This window comes from Mycolicibacter hiberniae (assembly GCF_010729485.1).
Lineage (GTDB): Bacteria > Actinomycetota > Actinomycetes > Mycobacteriales > Mycobacteriaceae > Mycobacterium > Mycobacterium hiberniae.
The window spans coordinates 2677991-2700676 of sequence record NZ_AP022609.1; the positions used below are offsets into that span (position 1 = coordinate 2677991).

Sequence of the window (22686 nt, forward strand, 5' to 3'; positions counted from 1 at the left end):
GCGACTAACCTATCTGGAGCGCGGCGTTTAAGATTTCTGCCGTGCCGCTCTACGCCGCCTACGGGTCGAACATGCATCCCGAACAGATGCTGCAACGAGCGCCGCACTCCCCGATGACCGGCACCGGCTGGTTGCGCGGCTGGCGGCTGACGTTCGCCGGCGAGGATATCGGCTGGGAGGGCGCCCTGGCGACCGTGGTCGAGGACCCGGACTCGAGCGTGTTCGTCGTGCTCTACGACGTGACTCCCGAAGACGAGAAGAACATGGACAGCTGGGAAGGCTCGGAATTCGGCATCCACAAGAAGATCCGGCTCCGGGTGGACCGGGTGGACGGGATCACCGCTGACCCGGCCGACAGCGAACCCGCCCCGGTACTGGCCTGGCTGTACGTGGTGGACGCCTGGGAGCGCGGGCTGCCGTCCGCCCGTTACCTGGGCGTGGTGGCCGAGGCGGCCCAGATCGCCGGCGCCCCAGAGGAATACGTGCGCGACCTGCTGACCCGCCCGGCCCGCAATATCGGCCCCGGTTCGTAACCGCCGACCGGGCCGTCACGCCGCTACAGCAGACCGGCCTGGTCGACCACGCCGGCCATCACCCGCACCCCCACCGCCAGGGCCCGCTCGTCGAGATCGAACGTCGGCTGGTGCAGATCCAGTTGCGGTCCGCTGCCCGACCACACCCCGAGGCGGCCCATGGCGCCGGGCACCTGCTCCAGATACCAGGAGAAGTCTTCCCCGCCGCCGGACTGTTGGGTCTCGGCCAGCACATCGGGCCCGACCGCCTCGATCGCGTGGGTCAGCATCCGCGTCGACACCGCTTCGTTGACCACCGGCGGCACGCCACGGTGGTAGATCAGCGTGTGCTCGATGTTCAGCGGCTCCAGCAAGGAGGCCACCGCCTCCTCCACGATGCCCTCCATCGCCACCCAGGTGTCCCGACTCGCGGTGCGCACCGTACCGGCCAGGCGACCCGATTGCGGTATGGCATTGGCCGCGGCGCCGGAATTGACCGCGCCCCACACCATCACGGTGCTGTTGCGCGGGTCGATGCGCCGCGACAGCACGCCGGGCAGTCCGGTGATCAACGTGCCCAGCCCATAGACGAGATCGGCGGTCAGGTGCGGTCTGGAAGTGTGCCCACCCGGACCGCTCACGGTGATCTCGACGGTGTCGGCGGCCGAGGTGATCGGCCCGGGAATGGTCGCCACCCGGCCGACTTTGAGCCGAGGGTCGCAGTGCAGCGCGAAGATCCGGCTGACGCCGCTCAGCACGCCTGCGGCGATCGCGTCGATCGCCCCGCCCGGCATCAGCTCTTCGGCGGCCTGGAACACCAGCCGCACCCCCACCGGCAACTCCGCCGCCGACGCCAGCGCCAGCCCCGCACCCAGCAGAATGGCGGTGTGGGCGTCGTGACCGCAGGCATGCGCCACTCCGGGCACCAGCGAGGCGTATGGCGCCCCGGTCTGCTCGGTCATCGGTAAGGCGTCGATGTCGGCCCGCAACGCCAGCCGAGGCCCGTCCTCGGGACCGAAGTCACACGTCAGTCCGGTTCCGCTGGGGAGCACCTTGGGGTTGAGGCCGGCTCCGGCCAGCAGTTCGCCGATGAACTGGGTGGTCGCGAACTCCTGCCGGCTCAGCTCCGGGTGGCGGTGCAGGTGCCGGCGCCACGCCACCACGTCGTCGGCGTGGGCGGCCAGCCACGCCTCGACGGCGTGCGAGACGGAAGCTGGAGGCATTCAGGCAGTATCCCACCGCCGCGCGCTACTAAACTGAGCGCCCGTGACGGTACCGCTGGCAACTCAGGCGGCAGCGGTGGTGGCTGCCCGCACCGGAGTCGCGACGCACGACGTGGCCGTGGTGCTCGGTTCCGGCTGGGCGCCCGCGGTGGCAGCGCTGGGCACGGCGACCGCGAGCCTGCCGATGGCCGACCTGCCCGGATTCAGTGCGCCCACGGCGGCGGGCCACGCCGGCGAACTGGTGTCGATGCGCATCGGGACCCACCGGGTGTTGGTGCTGGTCGGCCGGATCCACGCCTACGAGGGACATTCGCTCGCCGACGTCGTCCGCCCGGTCCGCGCCGCCGTCGCGGCCGGGGCGAACACGGTGGTGCTGACCAACGCCGCCGGCGGCCTGCGCACCAGTTACGACATCGGCCAACCGGTGCTGATCAGCGACCATCTGAACATGACGGGTCGCTCCCCGTTGGTGGGCGCGCACTTCGTCGACATGGTCGATGCCTACACCCCGGCGCTGCGCGCGCTGGCCCACCAAGTCGACCCCGACCTCGCCGAGGGCGTCTACGCGGGGATGGCCGGTCCGCAGTACGAGACCCCCGCCGAGATCCGGATGCTGCGCACCCTGGGCGCCGACCTGGTGGGCATGTCCACCGTGCACGAGGCGATCGCCGCCCGCGCGGCGGGCGCGCAGATTCTGGGGGTGTCGCTGGTGACCAACCTGGCAGCCGGGATCACCGGTGACCCGCTCAGCCATGCCGAGGTGCTGGCCGCCGGCCGGGAGTCGGCGGCCCGCATGGGCGCGCTGCTGGCCGAGGTGATCAGCCGCCTACCGTCTCCGGCAGCTCAGTAACCGACACCGGAGCTGTGGCGCATACGCGGCCACATCGCAGCCCAACTGCCCCGCGGCTGCTCACACAGGTAGATCTTCGCCGAGCTTTCCCCGTTGCGAACTCCGACGGGGAAACGGATCGAGTCCAGGTAGGTGACATGGGCCCAGTACTGAGTCAGCCTGGGTACGGGCAACCGTCCGACGCACAGCACGGTGGCGGCGTCACCGGCCGGTGGGCCCCATGCGGCGTAACTGCTGTCGCCGCTGACCACCCGACGGTGGATGCCGGCCGCCGGCCCGAGAATCCGCAACGCCGAGGCTTCCCCGTAATTGCTGGTGAAGATCGGGGCGTCCTCCGGCAGTTCGGCCGCCGCAGCCGCGACCTGCTCGACGAATTCCGGCCAGCCGTAGGTCTCCATCGGGATGGGGTTGACCTGGCGCAGCGCCGTGGCCTGCACCGGGGGCAGCACCGGAAGGCAGAACGCCGCAGCGCCCACGAACTGAGCTGCCAGAGCGACCGCCCAACCACGGGGTAGGCGCTGGGGATCCTGGGATTCGATCCGTATCGCACCGGCGGCGAACAACGCCGCGAGCACCGGTCCCGCGTAGTAGCAGCGACCGCCGCTGACCACGCACAGCAACAGCACCACCACCGGAACCACCAGTATCCAGCGGTACTGCCGGCTTTCCGGAGCCGCCAGCCATCGGGCTCCCATCACCCAGAGCAGCACCAGTAGCGGACCGGCGTACAGCAGCAGCAATAGCGGCAATTGCATCAGCGAGCCTGCCGGTCCGCCCATCCGAACCGACATGGCGTGCGCAAAATGCAGGCTCGGCCAGCCCTGACGCGCGTTCCAGATCAGGTTCGGCGCAGCGAACAGCACCGCCACGACGCTGGCCAGCCACGGTCCCGCGGTGCGCAGCGCATCCCGTCGAAAGATCAACAGACCCAGTCCGACTCCGAGCAGCAGGAGCGCGACCGTGTGTTTGGCCTCCAGACCGATGCCGGCAACCACTCCGGCCGGCAGCCAGGCCAGCGCAGTCTTGATCCGCAACGCCCGTGTCACGAGCAACAGCACTGCAATCCAGATCAGCTGATCGACCACGGTCGTACCGAAAAACATGGCCGCACCCATGAACAGCGGGCTCGATGCGACTGCGGCGGCGGCGATCACCTGCGCCACCCGCCGCCCCCCGAACTCCGCGGCCAGCAGTGCCGCCAGCGCGATGCAGGCGAGGTGGATCGCAATGGCCAGCGCTCGCAGGCCCAGCAAGCCGCCCAGCGACGCCACGCGCGCCAGCATCGGTACCAGCGGCGGATGGTCGAAGTACCCCCACGCCGGGTGCTGGCCACAGACCACGTAGTAAAACTCGTCGGGGTGCCAGCCGTACCGCATGGCGAACATCCCGTGTACGACGGCGGCGACAGCGACCACAACGGCCACCGGCAGAACCGCCAAACCACTCTCGGACGTGCCGGCGCGACGCGCAGGCAGGGCAATCGGACGACTCACCAGCACTCCATCGGCGGACTCGATATGAATCGAGGCACTTTACCGCGTGGTTCAGCCGTCAACTGCCGCTTGCCGCAATCGCCGGCTGCCGGGCGCCTGCGATCAGTAGGGCACTCCCGAACTGTGTCGCATCCGCGGCCACATCTCTTTCCAGCTGCCGACCGGATGCTCGCACCGGTAGATCTTGACTGCGTGCAATCCGTTGTGCACGTGATGGGGGATCCTGATCGACTCCAGATAGGTGATTTTCGTCCAATATTGGGTGAGCTTGCGGACCGGGAACTTCCCGACGCACAACACCGTGCCGGCGTCGCCGGGCGGCGGACCCCAGAGGGCGTAATTGCTGTCGCCGCTGACCACCGGACGGTTGATGCCCGCCGATGGCCCGAGAATGCGCAGTGCCGAGGCTTCGCCGTAGTTGCCGGCGAAGATCGGCACATCCTCGGGCAGCGTCTCCGCGACGGCCGCCACCTGGTCGACGAACTGCGGCCAGCCGTAGGTCTCCAGGGGAATGGGATTGACCTTGCGCAGCGAATCGGCGGTCGCCACGGGCAGCATCGGAAGGCAGAGCATGGCCGCGCCGGTGAACAGCCCGACCAGCGCGACTGCCCAGCCCGGCGGCAGCCGGTCGGGATTCTCGGCTTCGATACGCAGCGCGCCGGCGGCGAACAGCACCGCGAAAACCGGGCCTACGTAGTAGCAGCGCCCCCCACTGATGATGACCAACGCCAACACCACCACCGGCACCGCCAGCGCCCAGCGGTGATCCGCCCCCGCCGGAGAGGCGAGCCAGCCGATGCCGAACACCCACAGCACGATCAACAGGGGGCCGGCGTACAGCAAGAGGAGCAGCGGCATCTGGGACAGCGACCCCACCGGGCCGCCCATCCGCAGCGACATAGCGTGGGCGAACGTCAGGCTCGGCCAGCCATGGGCGGCGTTCCAGATCAGGTTCGGAGCCGCCAACACCGCTGCCACCGCGCAGGCCGCCCAGGGCCCCGCCGTGCGCAGCGCATCACGCCGGAAGATCGCCAGGCCGATCCCGATACCGATGAGCAGCAGCACCACCGTCTGTTTGGCCTCCAGCCCGATACCGGCCACCACGCCGGCCGCCACCCAGGCCGGCACGGTTCCGATCCGCAGTGCCCGCATCACCAGCACCAGCACCGCGAGCCAGACCAGCTGGTCGACCACGGTGGTTCCGAAGAACATCGCGGCACCCATGAATAGCGGGCTGGCCGCGACGGCGGCTGCGGTGGTCGCCTGAGCCAGTCGCCGCCCGCCGAATTCCGCGGCCAATCGCGCCGCCAAGGCGATGCAGCCCAGGTGTAGGGCGACAGCCAACAGCCGTAGCCCCCACAGGCCGCCCAGGGCAGCCACCCGGGCCAACAGCGGCACCAGTGGCGGGTGGTCAAAGTATCCCCACGCCGGGTGTTGACCGCAGATGACGTAGTAGAACTCGTCGGTATGCCAGCCATGCCGCGTGGCGACGGCAAGGTGCACGACAGCCGCAACGGCGATCACCGCCGCTACCGGCATCGTGTTTCGCCAACTCACCGGCGAGGAGATTGAACTTCTCGCCAGCAAGGGTGCTGATTCGGCCACCGGTCCCCCCATGTCAAGTGATGGCAACTCGGAGGAGCGTAGCAATTAATTAGCTGACTCATTAGTTACACCTGCAAGCTCACCGCTTGCCACAATCGACAGGTGACCCCCGAGGACTGGATCGCCCACGACCCCGACCCTGTGACGGCCGCGGAACTTCACACCTGCAGTGCGGAAGAGTTGGCCGCCCGGTTCGCGGCACCGCTGCGCTTCGGCACGGCGGGGCTGCGCGGGCCGGTCCGGGGCGGACCGGACGCGATGAACCTCGCCGTGGTGCTGCGCGCAAGCTGGGCGGTGGCGCAGGTTCTCTTGACGCAAGGACGCGCCGGCTCGACCGTGGTGGTCGGCGGCGACGCCCGGCACGGCTCGGCCCTGTTTTCCACCGCAACAGCCGAAGTACTTGCTGCCGCCGGCTTTTCGGCGCAATTGATGCCAGGACCATGCCCGACGCCGGTGGTGGCGTACGCGGTACGCCACAGCGATGCCGCAGCAGGGATCCAGATCACCGCATCGCACAACCCGGCCACCGACAACGGCTACAAAGTGTTCTTCGACGGCGGCATTCAGATCGTCTCGCCGGCCGACACCGCAATCGAGACCGCGATGGCCCAGGCTCCCCCCGCAGATGCGATCCCCCGGTGCCCCGTAACACCGGCCGGCGACGAGCTGATCGCCCGCTACATCGAGCGGGCCGCCACGGTGCGCCGGCACCGCGGCGGGGTTCGCGTCGCGCTGACACCGCTGCACGGCGTGGGCGGCGCATTCGCCCTCCGCGCCCTGCGGGCCGCCGGGTTCACCGACGTCCACGTCGTGGAGTCCCAATTCGATCCCGATCCGGACTTCCCCACCGTCGCGTTCCCCAACCCCGAAGAACCCGGCGCCACCGATGCGTTACTGGCGCTGGCCGGCGAGGTCGACGCCGACATCGCAATCGCCCTGGACCCCGACGCCGACCGCTGCGCCATCGGCGTCGGCAGCCCGGGCGGCTGGCGAATGCTGACCGGCAACGAGACCGGTTGGCTCTTGGGCGACTACCTGCTGTCGCAGCTTCCTCCGGATCGGGAAGCCGCAGCGGTGGTGGCCAGCAGCGTGGTGTCGTCGCGGATGCTGGCCCACATCGCTGCGAGCTACGGCGCGCATCATGTGCAGACGCTGACCGGGTTCAAGTGGCTGGCCCGCGCCGATGACGGTCTTCCCGGCGCCACGCTGGTCTACGCCTACGAGGAGGCGATCGGCTACTGCGTGGACCCGGACGCGGTGCGCGACAAGGACGGCATCAGTGCCGCGGTCCTGGCGTGCGACCTGGTGTCGGCACTGCGAGACCGGGGCAGCTCGATTCCCGAAGCGCTCGACGAGTTGGCCTGCTGCCACGGTGTGCATGTCACCGACGCAGTGACGCGCCGAGTCGACAGTCCCGCCGCGGCAGCTGCGGTGATGGCCCGGCTACGCGCCGATCCACCGGGAACGCTGGCCGGATTCACCGTCGCCGCAACCGATCTGCTGCACCGGCGCGGACCGAACACCGATGCGCTGGAGTTCACCGGGGAGCGTGACGGCACTTCGGTACGGGTGGTGGTGCGGCCGTCGGGAACCGAGCCGAAGCTCAAGTGTTACCTCGAGGTCACGCGCCCACCGTCGGATGACCTCGCCGGCGACCGCGCCGAGGCGCAGCGGGTGTGTGCGGCCGTCGCCGATGCGGCCCGTTCCTGGTAGCGCGCGTTGGGCCCATTCGTCACCAGCCGCCACACCCGCCTCAACTGCCACCAGCCCGACGGGATGTGATGTCTGCCCGCCTTTGAGCGACAACGGATGTCGGGAAGGCTGAATCCACCAAACGCACGAACACTTGTCGCTCAAAGGTGGACAACAACCACCTACCTGCTCGCCGGTTGCCGGTGTGACGGTAGGGATCTCACCGGGGCCCGAACTGGCGGTCGCCGGCATCGCCCAGGCCCGGGACGATATAAGCGTTCTCGTTCAGGCCGTCGTCAATGGCCGCGGTGATCAGCCGCGCCGCCGGTGCCGCTTGGGTCAGTGCCGCAACACCCTGCGGTGCGGCCACCACGCAGACCACGGTGATCTCGGTGGCGCCGCGGTCGGCCAGCAGCCCCAGCGTGTGCACCAGCGAGCCGCCCGTGGCCAGCATGGGATCGAGGACCATGACCGGTGTGGCACTCAGATCGCTTGGCAGCGATGCCAGATACGGCACCGGGAGGTGGGAGTCCTCGTCGCGCGCCACTCCGACGAAACCGATGTCGGCTTCGGGGATCAGCGCGTGCGCCGCCTCCACCATGCCCAGCCCGGCACGCAGCACCGGCACCAGCAGCGGCGGCCGGGCCAGCCGCGCTCCCACGGTCTCGGTCAGCGGAGTGCGCACTGCGACGTCCGCGCGCACCATGTCGCGGGTGGCCTCGTAGACCAGCATCCAGGTCAGTTCACGCAGCGCGCAACGGAACGTCGCGTTGTCGCTGCCCTCGTCGCGCAGCGTGGTCAGTCGCGCCGCCGCCAACGGGTGTTCGACCACACAGATATTCACGCCTGGCACCCTACTGTCATGCGCCCAGAAGGTTGAGGATCTCGAAGGCCACCGCGCCGATCTCCAGCATCGGTGCCAGCGAGATCAACGGCTCGCCGTTGAAGACCGCATCCGGGCCCAGCCAGTCGGCGACGTTCAGCGACACAGACAACTCGCGCCATGCATCGAGCAGGTAGGCGTCCACCTCGTTGGTGAGGTAGTACCCGGTCAGCAGCGCATCCACGACGGAGTCCGGCAGCGGGGAGTGACCGGCGAACCCCAGCAGGTCGTTGATCGGGTCGACGACACTGTGCACGGCGGCGTACTGCAGGCCGGCCAGCATCTGCAGCGGGTCCATCCGCATCACAAGTCCGGCCACATCGGAGCCGTCGGCCAGCTGTCCGCCGGCCGTGACGGCCCAGGGCCCCACGGCATCGGTTCCGTTGACGCCGACGAACGGGTTGCCGGGATTGCCGTAGCCCCAGTCGATGACCAGCTTCAGCATCGGCGCCAGCGCATCGCCGATGACCTTGCCGGCATCACCGAGCTGGTAGATCGGCCACAGGATCGGCAACTGCTGGGGGATCACGTAGAAGTCCGTGTCGCCGACCCTGCCGAGGTCGATGGTGTCGGCCAGGTCGAAGTCGAGGTAGGAGAAATGCACCGTGGCGGTGCCGATCAACGCATTGGCCATGGCCAGCAGGTTGGTGGGATCTTGCGGGAAGTTGGCCAGTCCGTCGTACTGTCCGGTATAGATGTCGGTGTCGAATCCGCTGGTCGGGGTGGGTCCGATACTCAGCGGGATACCCAGAAACGGCAGCCGCACCGGCTGGTCGCCCAGCACCGGATACGCCGGGAAGCGGGTCAGGACGCCGCCGAGTGGATTGTTGGGATTTCCGATCAGCACGAAGTGCAGGTTGGCCGGGGCAACACCGGGTCCTGTCGCGAGCAGGTTGATCATCTCCTGGGTGGAGACGGTGGCGCTCTGCGAGTAGCCGAACACCGTGACAGAAGAACCGTCGCTCAGCTGCGGCTCGAGAGCAGCGTGCAGGAGCTCGACGCCGCGTGCCACCGAGTCCGCGAAGGTCAGGTAGGGGTTCGGCGGCGGCAGGCACACCAGCGGACAGATGCTCGGGGGTGACCAGACCGTCGAAGTGGTAGTCGGGAAACGTCGGCTGCCCGGCGAACCACGGCGAATCCGGCTGCAGGAAAAGGGCTTTGACCGCTTCCATATAGCCCCCGACGGTCGGGTCGGGAATGCTGGTGGGCCCCATGATCCAGCCCTCGCCGGCCAGCAGCGTGAGATCGTGCCGATGCGGTGGGGCGGAGCCCACCGCGCCCAGCCCGCAGGCGGCGCCCAGCACGGCCGCCGTGAGCAGGATCGCTCCCGGCGGCCGCCGGTGCGGCGTCACAGCGAGATGTCGAGAAGGTTGAGCAGGCTGAAGCCCACTCCGACCAGGTCCAGCAGCGGCTGGGCGGAGATCAGCGGCGCCCCGTTGAAGATGGCGTCGGGGCCCAGCACGTCCAGCAGGTTCCATTCGCTGGCCAGGTTGTGCCACCCGGTCAGCAACGCCTGGTCCAGCTCGATCGTGAGGTTGTAGCCGGCCAGCAGCGTGTCAATGTGCGAATCCGGCAGCGGGCCCACACCGGCGAGCTCCCCCAGGTAGTTGCCGATACTGATCAGGCTCTGCGCACCGGCGTACTGCAGGCCGGCCAACATCTGCAGCGGGTCCATCCGCAACATGAAGCCGAGTGAGCCGGTGTCCTCGGACAGCTGACCGGTTGCGGTGACCGCCCAAGCTCCGGCCGCTCCGATCGGGTCCAGGCCGTTCACGGTGATGCCGGCGTCCGGGGCCCCGGGGTTGCCGTAGGACCAGTCGATGACGGTCTTCAGTATCGGCGCCAGCGCGTCGCCGACCAGCTTGCCGACGTCACCGAGGCCGTAGAGCGGTCCGAGGATGGGCAGCTGCTCGGGCAGCATGAAGTAGTTGGTGTTGCCGATCGAGCCAAGGTCGATGGCGTTGGCCAGGTTCTCGTCGAAGTAGGCGTTGTGCACCGCCGGGATGCCCACCAGTGCGTTGATGACGGCCAGCAGGTTCAGCGGGTTCTGCGGGAAGACGGCCCAGCCGTCGTATTCGGTGCTGTAGACGTCCGTCGCGAACGGAACCGTCGGGGTGGAGTCGATGCCCACCGGGATGCCCAGGAACGGAATGTGCTGCATGTTCCCGTCGAACCCGTCCGGGAAGGACAGGCGGGTCAACATGCCGCCGATCGGGTTGTTCGGGGCCCCGATCAGCACGAAGTTCAGGTTCTCCGGGTCATATTCACCACCGGGCGCCTCAGCGATCAGGTTGTGCATCGCCAGAGTGGCGACCACCGAACTCTGCGAGAAGCCGAACACGGTGACGTTGTCACCGGCCTCCAGCTGCGGGCGGATCGCGTCTTCGAGGTTGGCCACACCGTGCGCCAGCGAATCCGCGAAGTTCAACCGCGGGACCGGCAACGGCTGGCAGACGATCGGGCAGAACTGCTCCGGGGTGATCAGGCCATTCAGCGTGTAATCCGGGTAGGTGGCCTGTCCGGCGAACCACGGCGTCGCGGGCTGCAGGAAGTAGTCCCGCACCAGGTCCATGTAGTTGCCGATCGTCGGGTCGGCCTGACCCGTGCCGGTCATGATCCAGCCCTGCCCGGCCAGCAGCGCGACGTCGGCGAACATCCTTTCCAACCGAGAGGCCGCCGTCGGCGCCAGCAGGGACGCCATCCCCAGGAAGACGGCGCACACCGCGGCCACCATCGCCCCCAGGGGCTGAACGCGCTTTCCGGTCACTGCAGGCCTCCCTGATTGCTTTGAATATGCACCGATGATCATTTGTTTCCACCAGCGATGAACACATTAATCTATTAGGTGAAATTCAGTTTAGCCCTCCGACGCGAAAAGCAGCGGCAGAAATCGGCGACGTCGTCGGGTTGTTTGCTGCGTCGCGCCGCGCTGCGCCTGCCACCGGACGCGGCGTCGCCCCCGAGACCCGGCGGGGCGCCCCGCCGTTCGATCGCTCTCCGGGTTCGCTGCGCCACCCGGCAGCACCGCATTGCGCGTTTTTCCCCGGAGGCGGGCCCTCCGCCCGCCAATCCCGGCTCCAGGCGCCCGACCATGCATCGTTATTCTGTGCGCCATGGCAGCTGACCTCGTTCCGATCCGCCTGGCGGTGACCGCTGGTGACCGCTACACCCTGTGGGCGCCGAGCTGGCGCGACTCCGGCGACGAGTGGCAGGCCTTCCTGGGCAAGGGCGAAAACCTGTACTGCTTCGCCACGGTGGCCGACCTGGCGGCGTTCGTCCGGATCAACGCCAACAACGACCTCTACGACCACCCCAGCTGGCCGCAGCTTGTCCGGGCCAACGCCCACAAACTCGACCCGGGCCCCGACCAGCAGTACGACCTGATCGCGGTCGAGGAGCTGCTGACCCAGAAGCCGACCGAGCAGTCCGTTGAGGAATTGGCCGGCGCGCTGGAGATCGTCTCGGCAATCGGGTCGGTGTGCGACCTGCCGGCGGTGACGAAGTTCTTCAACGGCAACCCGAACCTGGGCTGGCTGGCCGGCGGTGTCGACAACTTCACCGGCCGGGCCGGCCGCAAGCGCTGGGCGCTGATCGCCGAAGTCATCGGCCGCAACTGGGGCAATGTTCTGGCTGCCGTCGAAGAGATCATCACGACGCCCGACGTCGACGCCGCCGCGGCGTCGCGGGCGGCTGAGGAGCTGGCCGCCGAGGCACCCGCCGAGCCGGAGCCGGTCGTCGAGGAGACCGAGGCCCAGGACGGCGAGGACCGCGATGACGACGAAACGGCCGCCGGCAGCAGCGAGCGCGCCTCCGGCGACCGGGTGGTGCTCGGCGGCGACGAGGACTTCTGGACCAAGGTCGGGATCGACCCCATTCGGGTCATCACCGACAACGGGACGTTCTTCACCCTGCGCTGCTACCTCCGGGACCAGCCGGTCTTCCTGGGCCGCAACGGCCGGATCAGCGTCTTCGGTTCCGAGCGCGCCCTGGCCCGCTATCTGGCCGACGAACACGACCATGACCTGTCGGATCTGAGTACCTACGACGACATCCGGACCGCGGCCAACGACGGCTCGCTGTCGATCGACATCACCGACGACAACGTCTACGTCCTGTCCGGGATCTCCGACGACATCACCGACGGGCCGGACGCGCTGGACCGCGAGCAACTCGATTTGGCCGTCGAGTTTCTGCAGGATGTGGGCACCTACGCCGAGGACGGTGTGGTCGCCGAAACCCTCAAACCGGATCGTTCGCTGGGCCGGATGGTCAGCTACGTGCTCGACCGGGAATCGGTCAACGAGCCGCAACGCCCGTTCGCTCCCGCCGTGAAGGAATGGGAACAGCTCGAAGCGTTCGTGCAGTCGCGCCTGCGCCGCGAATAGCGCTTTGCCGCCCGGTGCCGTCCCCCACCAGGTGGGCGGCCGGAACGCTGGCGAGGGACGCCATGCGACGTGCCGCGGAAATTCACCGCAATTGCGGCAGTTATTTGCTCCATTTCGTTGCCGAGATGTCAGATTCGCGACTAACATCTGGCCCGGTAACTAATGGGCCGCGCCGTGCGGTTAGCGGGGGCCTTCCAATTCGAAAGGACTACACATGCGCAAGGCGACACAGCGGGCCGCAGCAGTATCCGCAGCAGTATTGGGGGTCGCGCTGATCGGCACGGGGTGCAACAGCACCACCAAGGACAAGACCAACGGCGCCCTGAGCTCGGCCAGCTCGATCGCGTCTTCGGCCAGCTCGGTGATCTCCTCGGCGGTCAGCACGCCGGAAGAGGAGAGCGCCGCACCCAGCTCGACGGTCATCGCCGGTGCCGACGGCAAGGAGTACACCGTCGCCGGTCCGATCCTGGCCAAGTGGGACTCCCTGGACGCGGCCGCCAAGGAGGCCCTGGGAGCACCCACCGGCGCCGAGCAGAAGAACCCGGACGGCGGCGTCTACCAGCAGTTCGACGGCGGAGTGATCGTTCACACCACCCGCGCCTATGTGGTGTGGGGCAAGATCCGCGACAAGTGGAACGAGTTGGGCGGCTCGCAGGGCAAGCTCGGCTACCCGACCAGCGATGAGACCACCACCGCGGACGGGTCCAAGCAGACCACCTTCGAGCACGGCATCGTCACCTGGAAGGAAGGCGACCCCGAGGCCACCGTCACCGAGCACTGATCCGCTAACCGAAGGCCGGGTGATCGCACCGCGGTTGCCCGGCCTTCGGCGTTCGCGTCAGCCGATCAGGGCGGCGTATCGCGGTTTGATCACCTCTTCGATGATCTGCACCCGCTGATCGAACGGGATGAACGCCGACTTCATCGCGTTGACGGTGAACCGCTGCAGATCAGCCCAGCCATAGCCGAACGTCTCGGCCAGCACCAGCATCTCCTTGCTCATGGTGGTATCGCTCATCAGTCGGTTGTCGGTGTTGACCGTGACCCGCAGCCGGGCACGGGCCAACAGGTCGAACGGGTGCTCGGCGATGCTGTCGACCGCTCCGGTCTGCACGTTGGAACTCGGGCACAACTCCAGCGGGATCCGCTTGTCCCGCAGGATCGCCGCCAGCCGACCCAGGTGCAGGGTGCCGTCGGGGCCGACGGTGATGTCGTCGGTGATCCGCACCCCGTGGCCCAGCCGGTCGGCGCCGCAGAACGCGATCGCCTCGTGGATGGAGGGCAGCCCGAACGCCTCGCCGGCGTGAATGGTGAAGCGGGCGTTGTGATCACGCATGTACTCGAAAGCGTCCAGGTGCCGGCTGGGCGGATAGCCGGCCTCGGCCCCGGCGATGTCGAATCCGACCACCCCTTTGTCGCGGAACCGGATGGCCAGCTCGGCGATCTCCCGCGACAGTGCGGCGTGGCGCATCGCGGTGACCAGGCAGCGCACCGTGATCGGCCGGCCGGCCGCCGCGGCCTCGCGCTCGCCGTCGGCGAAACCGGCCAGCACCGCATCGGTCACCTCGTCGAAGGACAGTCCCCCCTCGATGTGCAACTCCGGGGCGAAGCGCACCTCGGCGTAGACGACGGCGTCGGCGGCCAGATCCACCACACACTCGGCGGCCACGCGATGCAGCGCCTCGGGGGTCTGCATCACTGCGACGGTGTGGCTGAACGGCTCCAGATAGCGCTCCAGCGAACCGCTGTGCGAGCGGGTCCGGAACCAGGTCGCCAACTCGTCGGGGTCGGTCGCGGGAAGGTCGTCGTAGCCGACCTGCCCGGCGATGTCGACGACTGTGGCGGGCCGCAACCCGCCGTCCAGATGGTCGTGCAGTAGCGCCTTGGGAGCTGCCCGGATGGTCTCCAGGCTCACCGGTGTGCTCATGGGTTCATCATGGGCTGGTCTCGATGATCAGCGGGCGCGGGAGCGGCGGTGTGTCGCCGATGGCGAATCCGCCGTCGAGCGCAGCCAGCGCGGCACCGGTTCGCTCGGGGGTATCGGTGTAGAGGGTGAAGAGCGTCTGGCCGGCCGCCACCGGTTCGCCCGGCCGGCGGTGGATGCGGACCCCCGCCCCGTGCTGCACCCGCTCCCCCGGCCTGGACCGGCCCGCGCCCAGGCGCCAGGCCGCCTGGGCTACCGCCATGGCATCGATATCGCCCATGAATCCGCCCCGGTCGGCGGTCACGGTCTCGGTGCACGACCCCAGCGGCAGCGGCTGGCTCAGATCCCCGCCCTGAGCCCGCACCATCGCGGTGAATCGGTCCATCGCGGTCCCGTCGCGCAGCGCCTGCGTGGGGTCGGCGTCATCGATTCCGGTCAGCGCCAGCATCTCGTGGGCCAACCGCACCGTCAGCGCCACCACGTCGGGCGGGCCGCCGCCGGCCAGCACCTCCAGGGCCTCGGCCACCTCGATCGCGTTGCCGACCGTGCACCCCAGCGGCACCCCCATGTCGGTGATCAGGGCTCGGGTGGCGACGCCCTGCGCGGTGCCCAGCGCCACCATCCGCCGGGCCAGCTCCCGCGCGTCGTCGAGGCCCTTCATGAACGCCCCCGAACCGACTTTGACGTCGAGGACCAGCGCGTCCGTCCCCTCGGCGAGCTTCTTGCTCATCACCGAGGCGGCGACCAACGGCAGTGATTCGACGGTGCCGGTGATGTCGCGCAGCGCATAGAGCTTGACGTCGGCGGGGGCCAGCTGACCGGCGGAGAAGATCGCCGCGCCGATCTCGGACAGTTGGTCGCGAACCCGGGTGCCCGACAGCGCGGCGCTGAACCCGGCGATGGACTCCATCTTGTCCAGGGTTCCGCCGGTGTGACCCAGCCCACGGCCCGAGGCGCTCGGCACGGCCGCACCGCAGGCGGCGACGGCGGCGATCAGCGGCAGGGTGATCTTGTCGCCGACCCCGCCGGTCGAATGCTTGCCGACGGTGGGACGTGGGACGGCGGAGAAGTCCAGTCGCTCGCCGGAGGCCAGCACCGCCTGGGTCCACCGGGCGTTCTCGTGCTCGTCCATCCCGCGCAGATAGATCGCCATCAGCAACGCCGACATCTGCTCTTCGGCGACCACCCCGGAGGTGTAGCCGGAGATCAGCCAGTCGATCCCGGCGTCGGGCAGCCGATGACCGTCACGCTTGCAGGCGATCAGCGTCGGGGCGTCGAAGGGCGCTGCGATGCTCATGGCAGTGCATCGGGTCCGAAGGCGTCCGGCAGCAGTTCGGCCAGCGTCCGGGCCCCCGCCGGGTGGTCGACGAGCAACTGGGGTCCACCGTGTTCGAGCAGCACCTGACGGCACCGGCCGCACGGCATCAGCAGGTTCCCGTCGGCATCGCAACACGACAGCGCCACCAGGGGCCCGCCACCGCCGCTGACGAGGCCGCAGACCACCGCGCACTCCGCACAGAGACCCAGCCCATATGAGACATTTTCCACATTGCAGCCGCTGACCACCCGGCCGTCGCCGGCCAGACCGGCGGCACCCACCCGCAGGCCCGAGTACGGCGCATAGGCGCGCGCCGAAACCAATATTGCACTGCGCCGCAACATATCCCAGTCAATTCCTTGGGACATCCACCAGCTCTCCTGTCGGTCTGAGCGCTCCGCATCCCCGCCTTGGCCCGGCGGCAACGAGGCAAAATCAGCCTAGCCTCAGCCTCTTACTACCCGTCAGTAACTTTCGCCTGGTCGTTTCAGGCCTGTGGATGGGTTTAGAGTCCCACCCGAGGTTTGTTGAAGCGATAGCGTGGTGGAGCGACCGCACGCCGGCGAAGCCGGGCACAGCGGGCCCGCCGCAGAAAATTTGGAGGCGCTGATGACGGCGACATCCGCCGATGCGGCGACGCCGGGAACGCGGACAGGTGCGACGCGCCACCGCCGGCAGAGTCTGTACAAGGGCGACCCCGGTATGTGGGCGTTCGCGCTGCACCGGATCACCGGTGCGACCATTTTCTTCTTTCTGTTCGTCCACGTCCTCGACACGGCGCTGGTGCGGGTGAGCCCGCAGGCCTACAGCGAGGTGATCGCAACCTACAAGACCCCGCTCGTCGGCCTGATGGAGCTGGGACTGGTTGCCGCGGTGCTGTTTCATGGCCTCAACGGGATCCGGCTGATCCTGATCGACTTCTGGTGGCAGGGCACCCGCTGGCACCGCCAGATGCTGGTGGCGGTAGGCGTCATCTGGCTGGTGGTGATGGTTCCGGTGGTTGTCCGCATCGGCATGCACATGGCGGAGCGATTCCTATGAGCACCACTGACCTGCCGCGCAGCAGAGGCCCGATAGCCCCGGTTCTCGGCCCCGACCGCGACCACCCGGCCAGCCTCGGCGACCCGAGAGCACCCCGGCAGCACAGCGGGATGCCCAACTTCGAGAAGTACACCTGGCTGTTCATGCGGTTCTCCGGTGCCGTCTTGATCTTCCTGGTGCTCGGGCATCTGTTCATCATGCTGATGTGGGAAGACGGCGTGTACCGCATCGACTTCAACTACGTTGCCGAGCGCTGGCGCTCGCCGTTCTGGCAGATCTGGGACCTGAGCCTGTTGTGGCTGGCCGAACTGCACGGCGGCAACGGCCTGCGCACGATCATCGGCGACTACACCCGCAGCTCCCGCAGCCGGTTCTGGCTGATGACGCTGCTGGCCGTGTCGATCGTCTTCACGCTGGCACTGGGCAGCTACGTGCTGCTGACCTTCGACGCGAACATTTCTTGACGGCAGATTCGGTAGCGAACGGGTGATATCGCGGTGATTCAAGAACATCGTTACGACGTGGTGATCGTCGGCGCCGGCGGCGCCGGGATGCGCGCGGCCGTCGAGGCGGCCCCGCGGGCCCGCACCGCGGTGCTGACCAAGCTCTACCCCACGCGCAGCCATACCGGCGCGGCGCAGGGCGGCATGTGCGCGGCGCTGGCCAATGTCGAGGACGACAACTGGGAGTGGCACGCCTTCGACACCGTCAAGGGCGGTGACTACCTGGCCGACCAGGACGCGGTGGAGATCATGGCCAAGGAGGCCATCGACGCGGTGCTGGACCTGGAGAACATGGGCATGCCGTTCTCCCGGACCCCCGAGGGCCGCATCGACCAGCGCCGCTTCGGCGGGCACACCCGTGATCACGGCAAGGCCCCGGTGCGTCGCGCGTGCTACGCCGCCGACCGGACCGGCCACATGATCCTGCAGACCCTGTACCAAAACTGCGTCAAGCACGGCGTGGAGTTCTTCAACGAGTTCTACGCGCTGGACCTGGTGCTCACCGAGACACCGTCGGGGCCGGTGGCGACCGGCATCGTCGCCTACGAGCTGGCCACCGGCGACATCCACGTCTTCCACGCCAAGGCCATCGTGTTCGCCACCGGCGGCTCCGGCCGGATGTACAAGACCACCTCCAACGCCCACACCCTGACCGGCGACGGCCTGGGCATCGTGTTCCGCAAGGGGCTGCCGCTGGAGGACATGGAATTCCATCAGTTCCACCCGACCGGCCTGGCCGGCCTGGGCATCCTGATCTCCGAAGCCGTGCGCGGCGAGGGCGGCCGGCTGCTCAACGCCGACGGTGAGCGGTTCATGGAGCGCTACGCCCCGACGATCGTCGACCTGGCCCCGCGCGACATCGTGGCCCGCTCGATGGTGCTCGAGGTGCTCGAGGGACGCGGCGCCGGCCCGAACAAGGACTACGTCTACATCGACGTGCGCCACCTCGGCGAGGACGTACTCGAGGAGAAACTGCCCGACATCACCGAGTTCGCCCGCACCTACCTGGGTGTGGACCCCGTCAAGGAGTTGGTGCCGGTCTACCCGACCTGCCACTACGTGATGGGCGGGATCCCGACCACCGTCACCGGCCAGGTGCTGCGCGACAACACCAACACCGTGCCGGGCCTGTATGCCGCCGGCGAATGCGCCTGCGTGTCGGTGCACGGGGCCAACCGCCTGGGCACCAACTCGCTGCTGGACATCAACGTGTTCGGCCGTCGCGCGGGCATCGCCGCCGCCGAGTACGCCAATGCGCACGACTTCGTCGAGCTGCCGGAGAACCCCGCCGAAACGGTGGTCAGCTGGGTGTCCGACGTCCTCTCCGACCACGGCAACGAGCGGGTCGCCGACATCCGCGGCGCGCTGCAGCAGTCGATGGACAACAACGCCGCGGTGTTCCGCACTGAGAAGACCCTCAAGCAGGCGCTCAGCGACATCCAGGCGCTCAAGGAGCGCTACGCCCGGATCACCGTGCACGACAAGGGCAAACGCTTCAACTCCGACCTGCTCGAGGCGATCGAGCTCGGGTTCCTGCTGGAACTGGCCGAGGTCACCGTGGTGGGTGCGCTCAACCGGAAGGAGTCGCGTGGCGGGCACGCCCGCGAGGACTACCCCAACCGGGACGACGTGAACTACATGCGCCACACCATGGCCTACAAGGAGGGCTCCGACCTGATCGCCGACATCCGGCTGGACTACAAGCCGGTGGTGCAGACCCGCTACGAACCGAAGGAACGGAAGTACTGATGTCCTCCTCAGCTGACTCCGGTTGCTGCTCGTCCGAGGGTGGATGCTGCTCCCCGGGGCCATCGACAAGCACGGGCGCGGCCGCCTTGGTCGACACCGCCCCGGCCGGAGACCCGCCGCTGCCACCGATGCCCGAGGGCGCGCAGATGGTCACCCTCAAGATCGCCCGCTACAACCCGGAGAACCCCGACGCCTACGCCGCCACCGGCGGCTGGCAGAGCTTCCGGGTCCCGGCGCTGCCCACCGACCGGTTGCTCAACCTGCTGATCTACGTCAAGAGCTACCTGGACGGCTCGCTGACCTTCCGCCGGTCCTGCGCGCACGGCGTGTGCGGCTCCGACGGGGTGCGGGTCAACGGCAACAACAAGCTGGCCTGCAAACTGCTGATGCGCGACATCCTGCCCAAGAAGCCGGGCAAGGAAATAACTCTGACCATCGAGCCGCTGCGTGGGCTTCCGGTGGAAAAAGACCTCGTGGTCAACATGGAACCGTTCATGGACGCCTACAAGGCGGTCAAGCCGTATCTGATCACCACCGGTAACCACCCGACCCGTGAGCGCATCCAGAGCCAGACCGACCGTGCGCGCTACGACGACACCACCAAGTGCATCCTGTGCGCCATCTGCACCACCAGTTGCCCGGTGTACTGGAGCGAGGGCGCCTACTTCGGTCCGGCCGCGATCGTCAACGCGCACCGGTTCATCTTCGACAGCCGCGACGAGGCCGCCGCCGAGCGCCTGGACATCCTCAACGAGGTCGACGGGGTGTGGCGCTGCCGCACCACCTTCAACTGCACGGACGCCTGCCCCCGCGGAATCGAGATCACCAAGGCGATCCAGGAGGTCAAACGGGCGCTGATGTTCGCTCGCTGATCCTCTGCCGCGATCCAACGTGCAAGCCCCCAATTTCACTACGAAATGGGGGCTTTCACATTTGGCAACCACCACCGTGATAGGACACTGACCATGCACTGGTACACCGGCAACACGGTCTATGACACCGTCCTGACCGCAGCGTTCGGATTCGCGGCGTTCGTCATCATCGGCGGCTTCTTCGGCCAGAGCTCCTACGGCCGGTTCTCGTCGACCAAGCTGGGGTTCAACCTGAACCCGAAGTTCGGCTGGTGGCTGATGGAGATCCCGGCGACCGTGGTGTTCGCGGTCGCCTACCTCAGCGGGCCGGCCCGCTTCGAGCCGACGTCGCTGGTGCTGGCCGGCATCTGGGCGCTGCACTACGCCAATCGCGGCTGGTTCTTCCCGCTGGCGATCCGCCAGGTCCCCGGCAAACGCAGCACCTTCAACGTCTCGGTGGTGGTGATGGGCATGCTCGTCACCTCCATGCACGGCTACCTCAACGGAGCGCTGTTCAGCCACAACTACTTCGGGCAGTACGGCACCGCGTGGCTGACCGACCCGCGGTTCCTGGTGGGCCTGGTGATCTACCTGTGCGGCTTTGCCCTGCTGGTCAACTCCGAGTCGATCGTGCGCAACCTGCGCGAGAAGAACAGTGCCGGTCGGCCCGCCGGCGCGGAGTACCGGATTCCGTTCGGCGGGGGCTTCCGGTTCGTCAGCAGCCCGGCCTATCTGGGCGAGATCGTCGCCTGGACGGGTTTCGCGATCCTCACCTGGGCGCTGCCGGGCGTCGCGATCCTGCTGATCACCGCCGGCAATCTGATCCCCCGCGCGCTGGGCACGCACCGCTGGTACCAGGAGAAGTTCCCCGACTACCCGGCCGATCGCAAGGCGCTGGTTCCCTTCCTGATCTGACGTTCGGCGAACGTGCACTCAGGCCGAGAATTGCCCAACATTTTCGGTCTGAGTACACGTTCGCGAGCCGGCCGCGCCGACCGAGCCGACCGAGCCGACCGAGCCGGCGGTGAGCCGAGCCGACCGCGGCCGCCTTGTCACACTTTGGCGGGCCGATTCGTCTAACGGGTATGACTACTCGAACACGAATCGAACCGCTGTCCCCCCGTCAGGCCAACCCGCTGGTGCGTGCGATGTACCGCTACACCAGACGGCGCTTCGGCGAGGTCCCCGAACCGTTCGCCGTCATCGCCCACCACCCGCGCCTGCTGCTGGCCAACGCCGTACACGAAGGGCTGCTGCAGTCCGCGTCGCGCACCCTGCCCGCCACGGTGCGTGAACTGGCGGTGTTCTGGACCGCCCGCACCATCGGCTGCTCGTGGTGCGTCGACTTCGGCGCCATGCTGACCCGGCTGGAGGGCCTGGATGTCGAGCGCCTCAAGGACATCGACAACTACGCTCACTCTGCGCTGTACACCGATGACGAACGGGCCGCGATCGCCTACGCCGATGCGGTGACCACCGACCCGCACGGTGTCACCGACGACCAGGTGGCCGACCTGCGGCGCCGCTTCGGTGACACCGGCGTCATCGAGCTGACCTACCAGATCGGGATCGAGAACATGCGGGCCCGGATGTACTCGGCGCTGGGCATCACCGAGCAGGGTTTCAACTCCGGGGACGCCTGCCGCGTGCCGTGGGCCTGACGGGCGGTCACCGTGGCCGCAACGGCGATCCGGTGAACTTGTCGGGGTTGGCGACATCCCAGATGGCCACCACCCGCCCGTCGCGCACCGTCATGGCGGTGACCCGCGGCATCAGCTCCGCCAGCCCGTCGACACCGGGCGCTCCGGGGGTGTAGGTGCCGAGCTCGCCGTTGACCAGCGCCAGCTGGTTCGCGGTGATCAGGGTGGGGCCGTAGCGGCGCGCCAGGCCAAGCAGCAACCGCGCCACCTTCTGCGGCCCCTGGACCACCCGCAGGACGGTCGGCGCCCGGCGATTCGCGTCGCCGGTGAACGTCACGTCGGGATGCAGCAGCGCCACCACGGCCGCCAGGTCACCGGCTGCCAGGGCGGCCATCAAAGACCCGACCGCTTCGGCGTGGCGCGGATCGGGTTCGGGCGGCGGATCGGCCGCCACGGCCTTGCGGGCCCGCGACGCCAATTGGCGGGCCGCGGCTTCGGTGGTGCCCAGCACCGCAGCCACCTCCGCGAACGGTACGGCGAACCCGTCGTGCAGCACGAAGGCCACCCGCTGATCGGGGGTCAGCCGCTCCAGCACGACCATCGCGGCAAACCGCGCGTCTTCGCCGGCCACCACCGCCGACAAGGGATCCGTGTCATCGAAGCCGGTCACCACCGGCTCGGGCAGCCACTCGCCGAAATAGGATTCGCGCCGCCGCGCGGCCGAGCGCAGCCGATCCAGACCCAGTCGGCTCACCACCGTGGTCAACCAGGCCCGCGGATCGGCGATGGTGTCCCGTTCGGCGGCGCTGAAGCGCAGCCAGGCATCTTGGACGATGTCCTCGGCATCGGCGAACAGGCCGGTGAGCCGGTAAGCCACCGCCAGCAGGTGCGGCCGCAACGCCTCGAAGTCCTCCACCGATGCCGTCATCGCCCACCAGCCTAGGCGGGTCGGCGCACGGTGAGGCCGGATAAACCCGAGCCCGGCCCGCGGCCGCCGCGGTAGCGCGGCGCACCGGG

20 protein-coding genes and 1 pseudogene are annotated in these 22686 nt (G+C 68.3%); 11 read left to right on the forward strand and 10 right to left on the reverse strand.

What is annotated here, in order from left to right:
- Nucleotides 1-41: 41 nt before the first annotated feature.
- Nucleotides 42-533 carry a gamma-glutamylcyclotransferase family protein gene (locus tag G6N14_RS12640; RefSeq protein ID WP_085127931.1) on the forward strand — a complete coding sequence of 164 codons (492 nt, stop codon included), beginning with the start codon at nt 42-44 and terminating at the stop codon, nt 531-533.
- Between the two features lie 23 nt (nt 534-556).
- Here G6N14_RS12640 and G6N14_RS12645 read toward each other — a convergent pair whose 3' ends face one another.
- Nucleotides 557-1735: an amidohydrolase gene (locus G6N14_RS12645; RefSeq protein WP_085135104.1), complete on the reverse strand. Its 1179-nt coding sequence runs from the start codon at nt 1733-1735 to the stop codon at nt 557-559.
- A 43-nt stretch (nt 1736-1778) separates the two neighbouring features.
- Between G6N14_RS12645 and G6N14_RS12650 the strand changes: the two genes are divergently transcribed.
- Nucleotides 1779-2585, forward strand: a complete 807-nt coding sequence (locus tag G6N14_RS12650) for a purine-nucleoside phosphorylase (RefSeq protein ID WP_085135105.1) — start codon at nt 1779-1781, stop codon at nt 2583-2585.
- On the opposite strand, the gene G6N14_RS12655 is transcribed toward G6N14_RS12650, so the two are convergent.
- The gene (locus tag G6N14_RS12655; RefSeq protein WP_234808858.1) at nt 2579-4078 is read right to left on the reverse strand and encodes a glycosyltransferase family 39 protein; all 1500 of its coding nucleotides are present in this window, start codon (nt 4076-4078) and stop codon (nt 2579-2581) included. The two genes, G6N14_RS12650 and G6N14_RS12655, sit on opposite strands and share 7 nt — an antisense overlap.
- A 102-nt stretch (nt 4079-4180) precedes the next feature.
- Nucleotides 4181-5635 (reverse strand): glycosyltransferase family 39 protein, encoded by a 1455-nt coding sequence (locus G6N14_RS12660; RefSeq protein WP_234808859.1) that lies wholly within the window; start codon nt 5633-5635, stop codon nt 4181-4183.
- Nucleotides 5636-5785: 150 nt separating this feature from the next.
- Between G6N14_RS12660 and G6N14_RS12665 the strand changes: the two genes are divergently transcribed.
- The gene (locus tag G6N14_RS12665) at nt 5786-7396 is read left to right on the forward strand and encodes a phospho-sugar mutase (RefSeq protein ID WP_085135107.1); all 1611 of its coding nucleotides are present in this window, start codon (nt 5786-5788) and stop codon (nt 7394-7396) included.
- A 199-nt stretch (nt 7397-7595) separates the two neighbouring features.
- Here G6N14_RS12665 and upp read toward each other — a convergent pair whose 3' ends face one another.
- From upp to G6N14_RS12680, 3 genes are all read right to left on the reverse strand, one after another.
- A complete protein-coding gene (gene upp / locus G6N14_RS12670) occupies nt 7596-8219 on the reverse strand; it encodes a uracil phosphoribosyltransferase (RefSeq protein ID WP_085135108.1) in 624 nt (207 codons plus the stop codon).
- A 16-nt stretch (nt 8220-8235) separates the two neighbouring features.
- On the reverse strand, nt 8236-9315 hold the full coding sequence (locus G6N14_RS12675; RefSeq protein WP_163787157.1) for a PE-PPE domain-containing protein: 1080 nt from the start codon (nt 9313-9315) through the stop codon (nt 8236-8238).
- Between the two features lie 291 nt (nt 9316-9606).
- Nucleotides 9607-11025 carry a PE-PPE domain-containing protein gene (locus G6N14_RS12680; protein WP_234808860.1) on the reverse strand — a complete coding sequence of 473 codons (1419 nt, stop codon included), beginning with the start codon at nt 11023-11025 and terminating at the stop codon, nt 9607-9609.
- A 346-nt stretch (nt 11026-11371) separates the two neighbouring features.
- Between G6N14_RS12680 and satS the strand changes: the two genes are divergently transcribed.
- Nucleotides 11372-12643 (forward strand): protein export chaperone SatS, encoded by a 1272-nt coding sequence (gene satS, locus G6N14_RS12685; RefSeq protein ID WP_085135110.1) that lies wholly within the window; start codon nt 11372-11374, stop codon nt 12641-12643.
- 214 nt (nt 12644-12857) lie between these two features.
- Nucleotides 12858-13424: an LGFP repeat-containing protein gene (locus G6N14_RS20660; RefSeq protein ID WP_179960836.1), complete on the forward strand. Its 567-nt coding sequence runs from the start codon at nt 12858-12860 to the stop codon at nt 13422-13424.
- A 57-nt stretch (nt 13425-13481) separates the two neighbouring features.
- On the opposite strand, the gene G6N14_RS12695 is transcribed toward G6N14_RS20660, so the two are convergent.
- The 3 genes from G6N14_RS12695 to G6N14_RS12705 are packed head-to-tail and all read right to left on the reverse strand — an operon-like array spanning nt 13482 to nt 16253.
- Nucleotides 13482-14570, reverse strand: a complete 1089-nt coding sequence (locus G6N14_RS12695; RefSeq protein WP_085135111.1) for an adenosine deaminase — start codon at nt 14568-14570, stop codon at nt 13482-13484.
- Between the two features lie 7 nt (nt 14571-14577).
- Nucleotides 14578-15864 carry a thymidine phosphorylase gene (locus G6N14_RS12700; protein WP_085135112.1) on the reverse strand — a complete coding sequence of 429 codons (1287 nt, stop codon included), beginning with the start codon at nt 15862-15864 and terminating at the stop codon, nt 14578-14580.
- Entirely contained in the window at nt 15861-16253 is a 393-nt protein-coding gene (locus G6N14_RS12705) for a cytidine deaminase (protein WP_085135113.1), read from the reverse strand. Before G6N14_RS12705 ends, G6N14_RS12700 begins: the two co-directional genes overlap by 4 nt.
- 238 nt (nt 16254-16491) lie before the next feature.
- On the opposite strand from G6N14_RS12705, the gene sdhC reads away from it, so the two are divergent.
- From sdhC to G6N14_RS12735, 6 genes and pseudogenes are all read left to right on the forward strand, one after another.
- Nucleotides 16492-16926, forward strand: a complete 435-nt coding sequence (gene sdhC, locus G6N14_RS12710; RefSeq protein ID WP_407663170.1) for a succinate dehydrogenase, cytochrome b556 subunit — start codon at nt 16492-16494, stop codon at nt 16924-16926.
- A complete protein-coding gene (locus tag G6N14_RS12715) occupies nt 16923-17390 on the forward strand; it encodes a succinate dehydrogenase hydrophobic membrane anchor subunit (protein ID WP_085135114.1) in 468 nt (155 codons plus the stop codon). Before sdhC ends, G6N14_RS12715 begins: the two co-directional genes overlap by 4 nt.
- Nucleotides 17391-17423: 33 nt before the next feature.
- Nucleotides 17424-19178 carry a succinate dehydrogenase flavoprotein subunit gene (sdhA, locus tag G6N14_RS12720; protein ID WP_085135115.1) on the forward strand — a complete coding sequence of 585 codons (1755 nt, stop codon included), beginning with the start codon at nt 17424-17426 and terminating at the stop codon, nt 19176-19178.
- A 128-nt stretch (nt 19179-19306) separates the two neighbouring features.
- Nucleotides 19307-20050: a succinate dehydrogenase iron-sulfur subunit gene (locus G6N14_RS12725; RefSeq protein WP_085135253.1), complete on the forward strand. Its 744-nt coding sequence runs from the start codon at nt 19307-19309 to the stop codon at nt 20048-20050.
- A 93-nt stretch (nt 20051-20143) separates the two neighbouring features.
- Nucleotides 20144-20944: a phosphatidylethanolamine N-methyltransferase family domain-containing protein gene (locus G6N14_RS12730; protein ID WP_085135116.1), complete on the forward strand. Its 801-nt coding sequence runs from the start codon at nt 20144-20146 to the stop codon at nt 20942-20944.
- Between the two features lie 137 nt (nt 20945-21081).
- Nucleotides 21082-21690 (forward strand): annotated as a pseudogene (locus G6N14_RS12735) (carboxymuconolactone decarboxylase family protein); the annotation flags it as partial.
- Between the two features lie 7 nt (nt 21691-21697).
- On the opposite strand, the gene G6N14_RS12740 reads toward G6N14_RS12735, so the two are convergent.
- Nucleotides 21698-22597, reverse strand: a complete 900-nt coding sequence (locus G6N14_RS12740) for a sigma-70 family RNA polymerase sigma factor (RefSeq protein ID WP_085135118.1) — start codon at nt 22595-22597, stop codon at nt 21698-21700.
- Nucleotides 22598-22686 lie beyond the last annotated feature (89 nt).

Excerpts from the sequence above, each read along its gene's own strand:
- G6N14_RS12645 (WP_085135104.1), bottom strand. The coding sequence starts at position 1,735 with ATGCCTCCAGCTTCCGTCTCGCACGCCGTCGAGGCGTGGCTGGCCGCC.
- G6N14_RS12715 (WP_085135114.1), top strand. The coding sequence starts at position 16,923 with ATGAGCACCACTGACCTGCCGCGCAGCAGAGGCCCGATAGCCCCGGTT.
- satS (WP_085135110.1), top strand. The coding sequence starts at position 11,372 with ATGGCAGCTGACCTCGTTCCGATCCGCCTGGCGGTGACCGCTGGTGAC.
- G6N14_RS12730 (WP_085135116.1), top strand. The coding sequence starts at position 20,144 with ATGCACTGGTACACCGGCAACACGGTCTATGACACCGTCCTGACCGCA.
- G6N14_RS12740 (WP_085135118.1), bottom strand. The coding sequence starts at position 22,597 with ATGACGGCATCGGTGGAGGACTTCGAGGCGTTGCGGCCGCACCTGCTG.
- G6N14_RS20660 (WP_179960836.1), top strand. The coding sequence starts at position 12,858 with ATGCGCAAGGCGACACAGCGGGCCGCAGCAGTATCCGCAGCAGTATTG.
- G6N14_RS12725 (WP_085135253.1), top strand. The coding sequence starts at position 19,307 with ATGCCCGAGGGCGCGCAGATGGTCACCCTCAAGATCGCCCGCTACAAC.
- G6N14_RS12700 (WP_085135112.1), bottom strand. The coding sequence starts at position 15,864 with ATGAGCATCGCAGCGCCCTTCGACGCCCCGACGCTGATCGCCTGCAAG.
- G6N14_RS12705 (WP_085135113.1), bottom strand. The coding sequence starts at position 16,253 with ATGTCCCAAGGAATTGACTGGGATATGTTGCGGCGCAGTGCAATATTG.
- G6N14_RS12695 (WP_085135111.1), bottom strand. The coding sequence starts at position 14,570 with ATGAGCACACCGGTGAGCCTGGAGACCATCCGGGCAGCTCCCAAGGCG.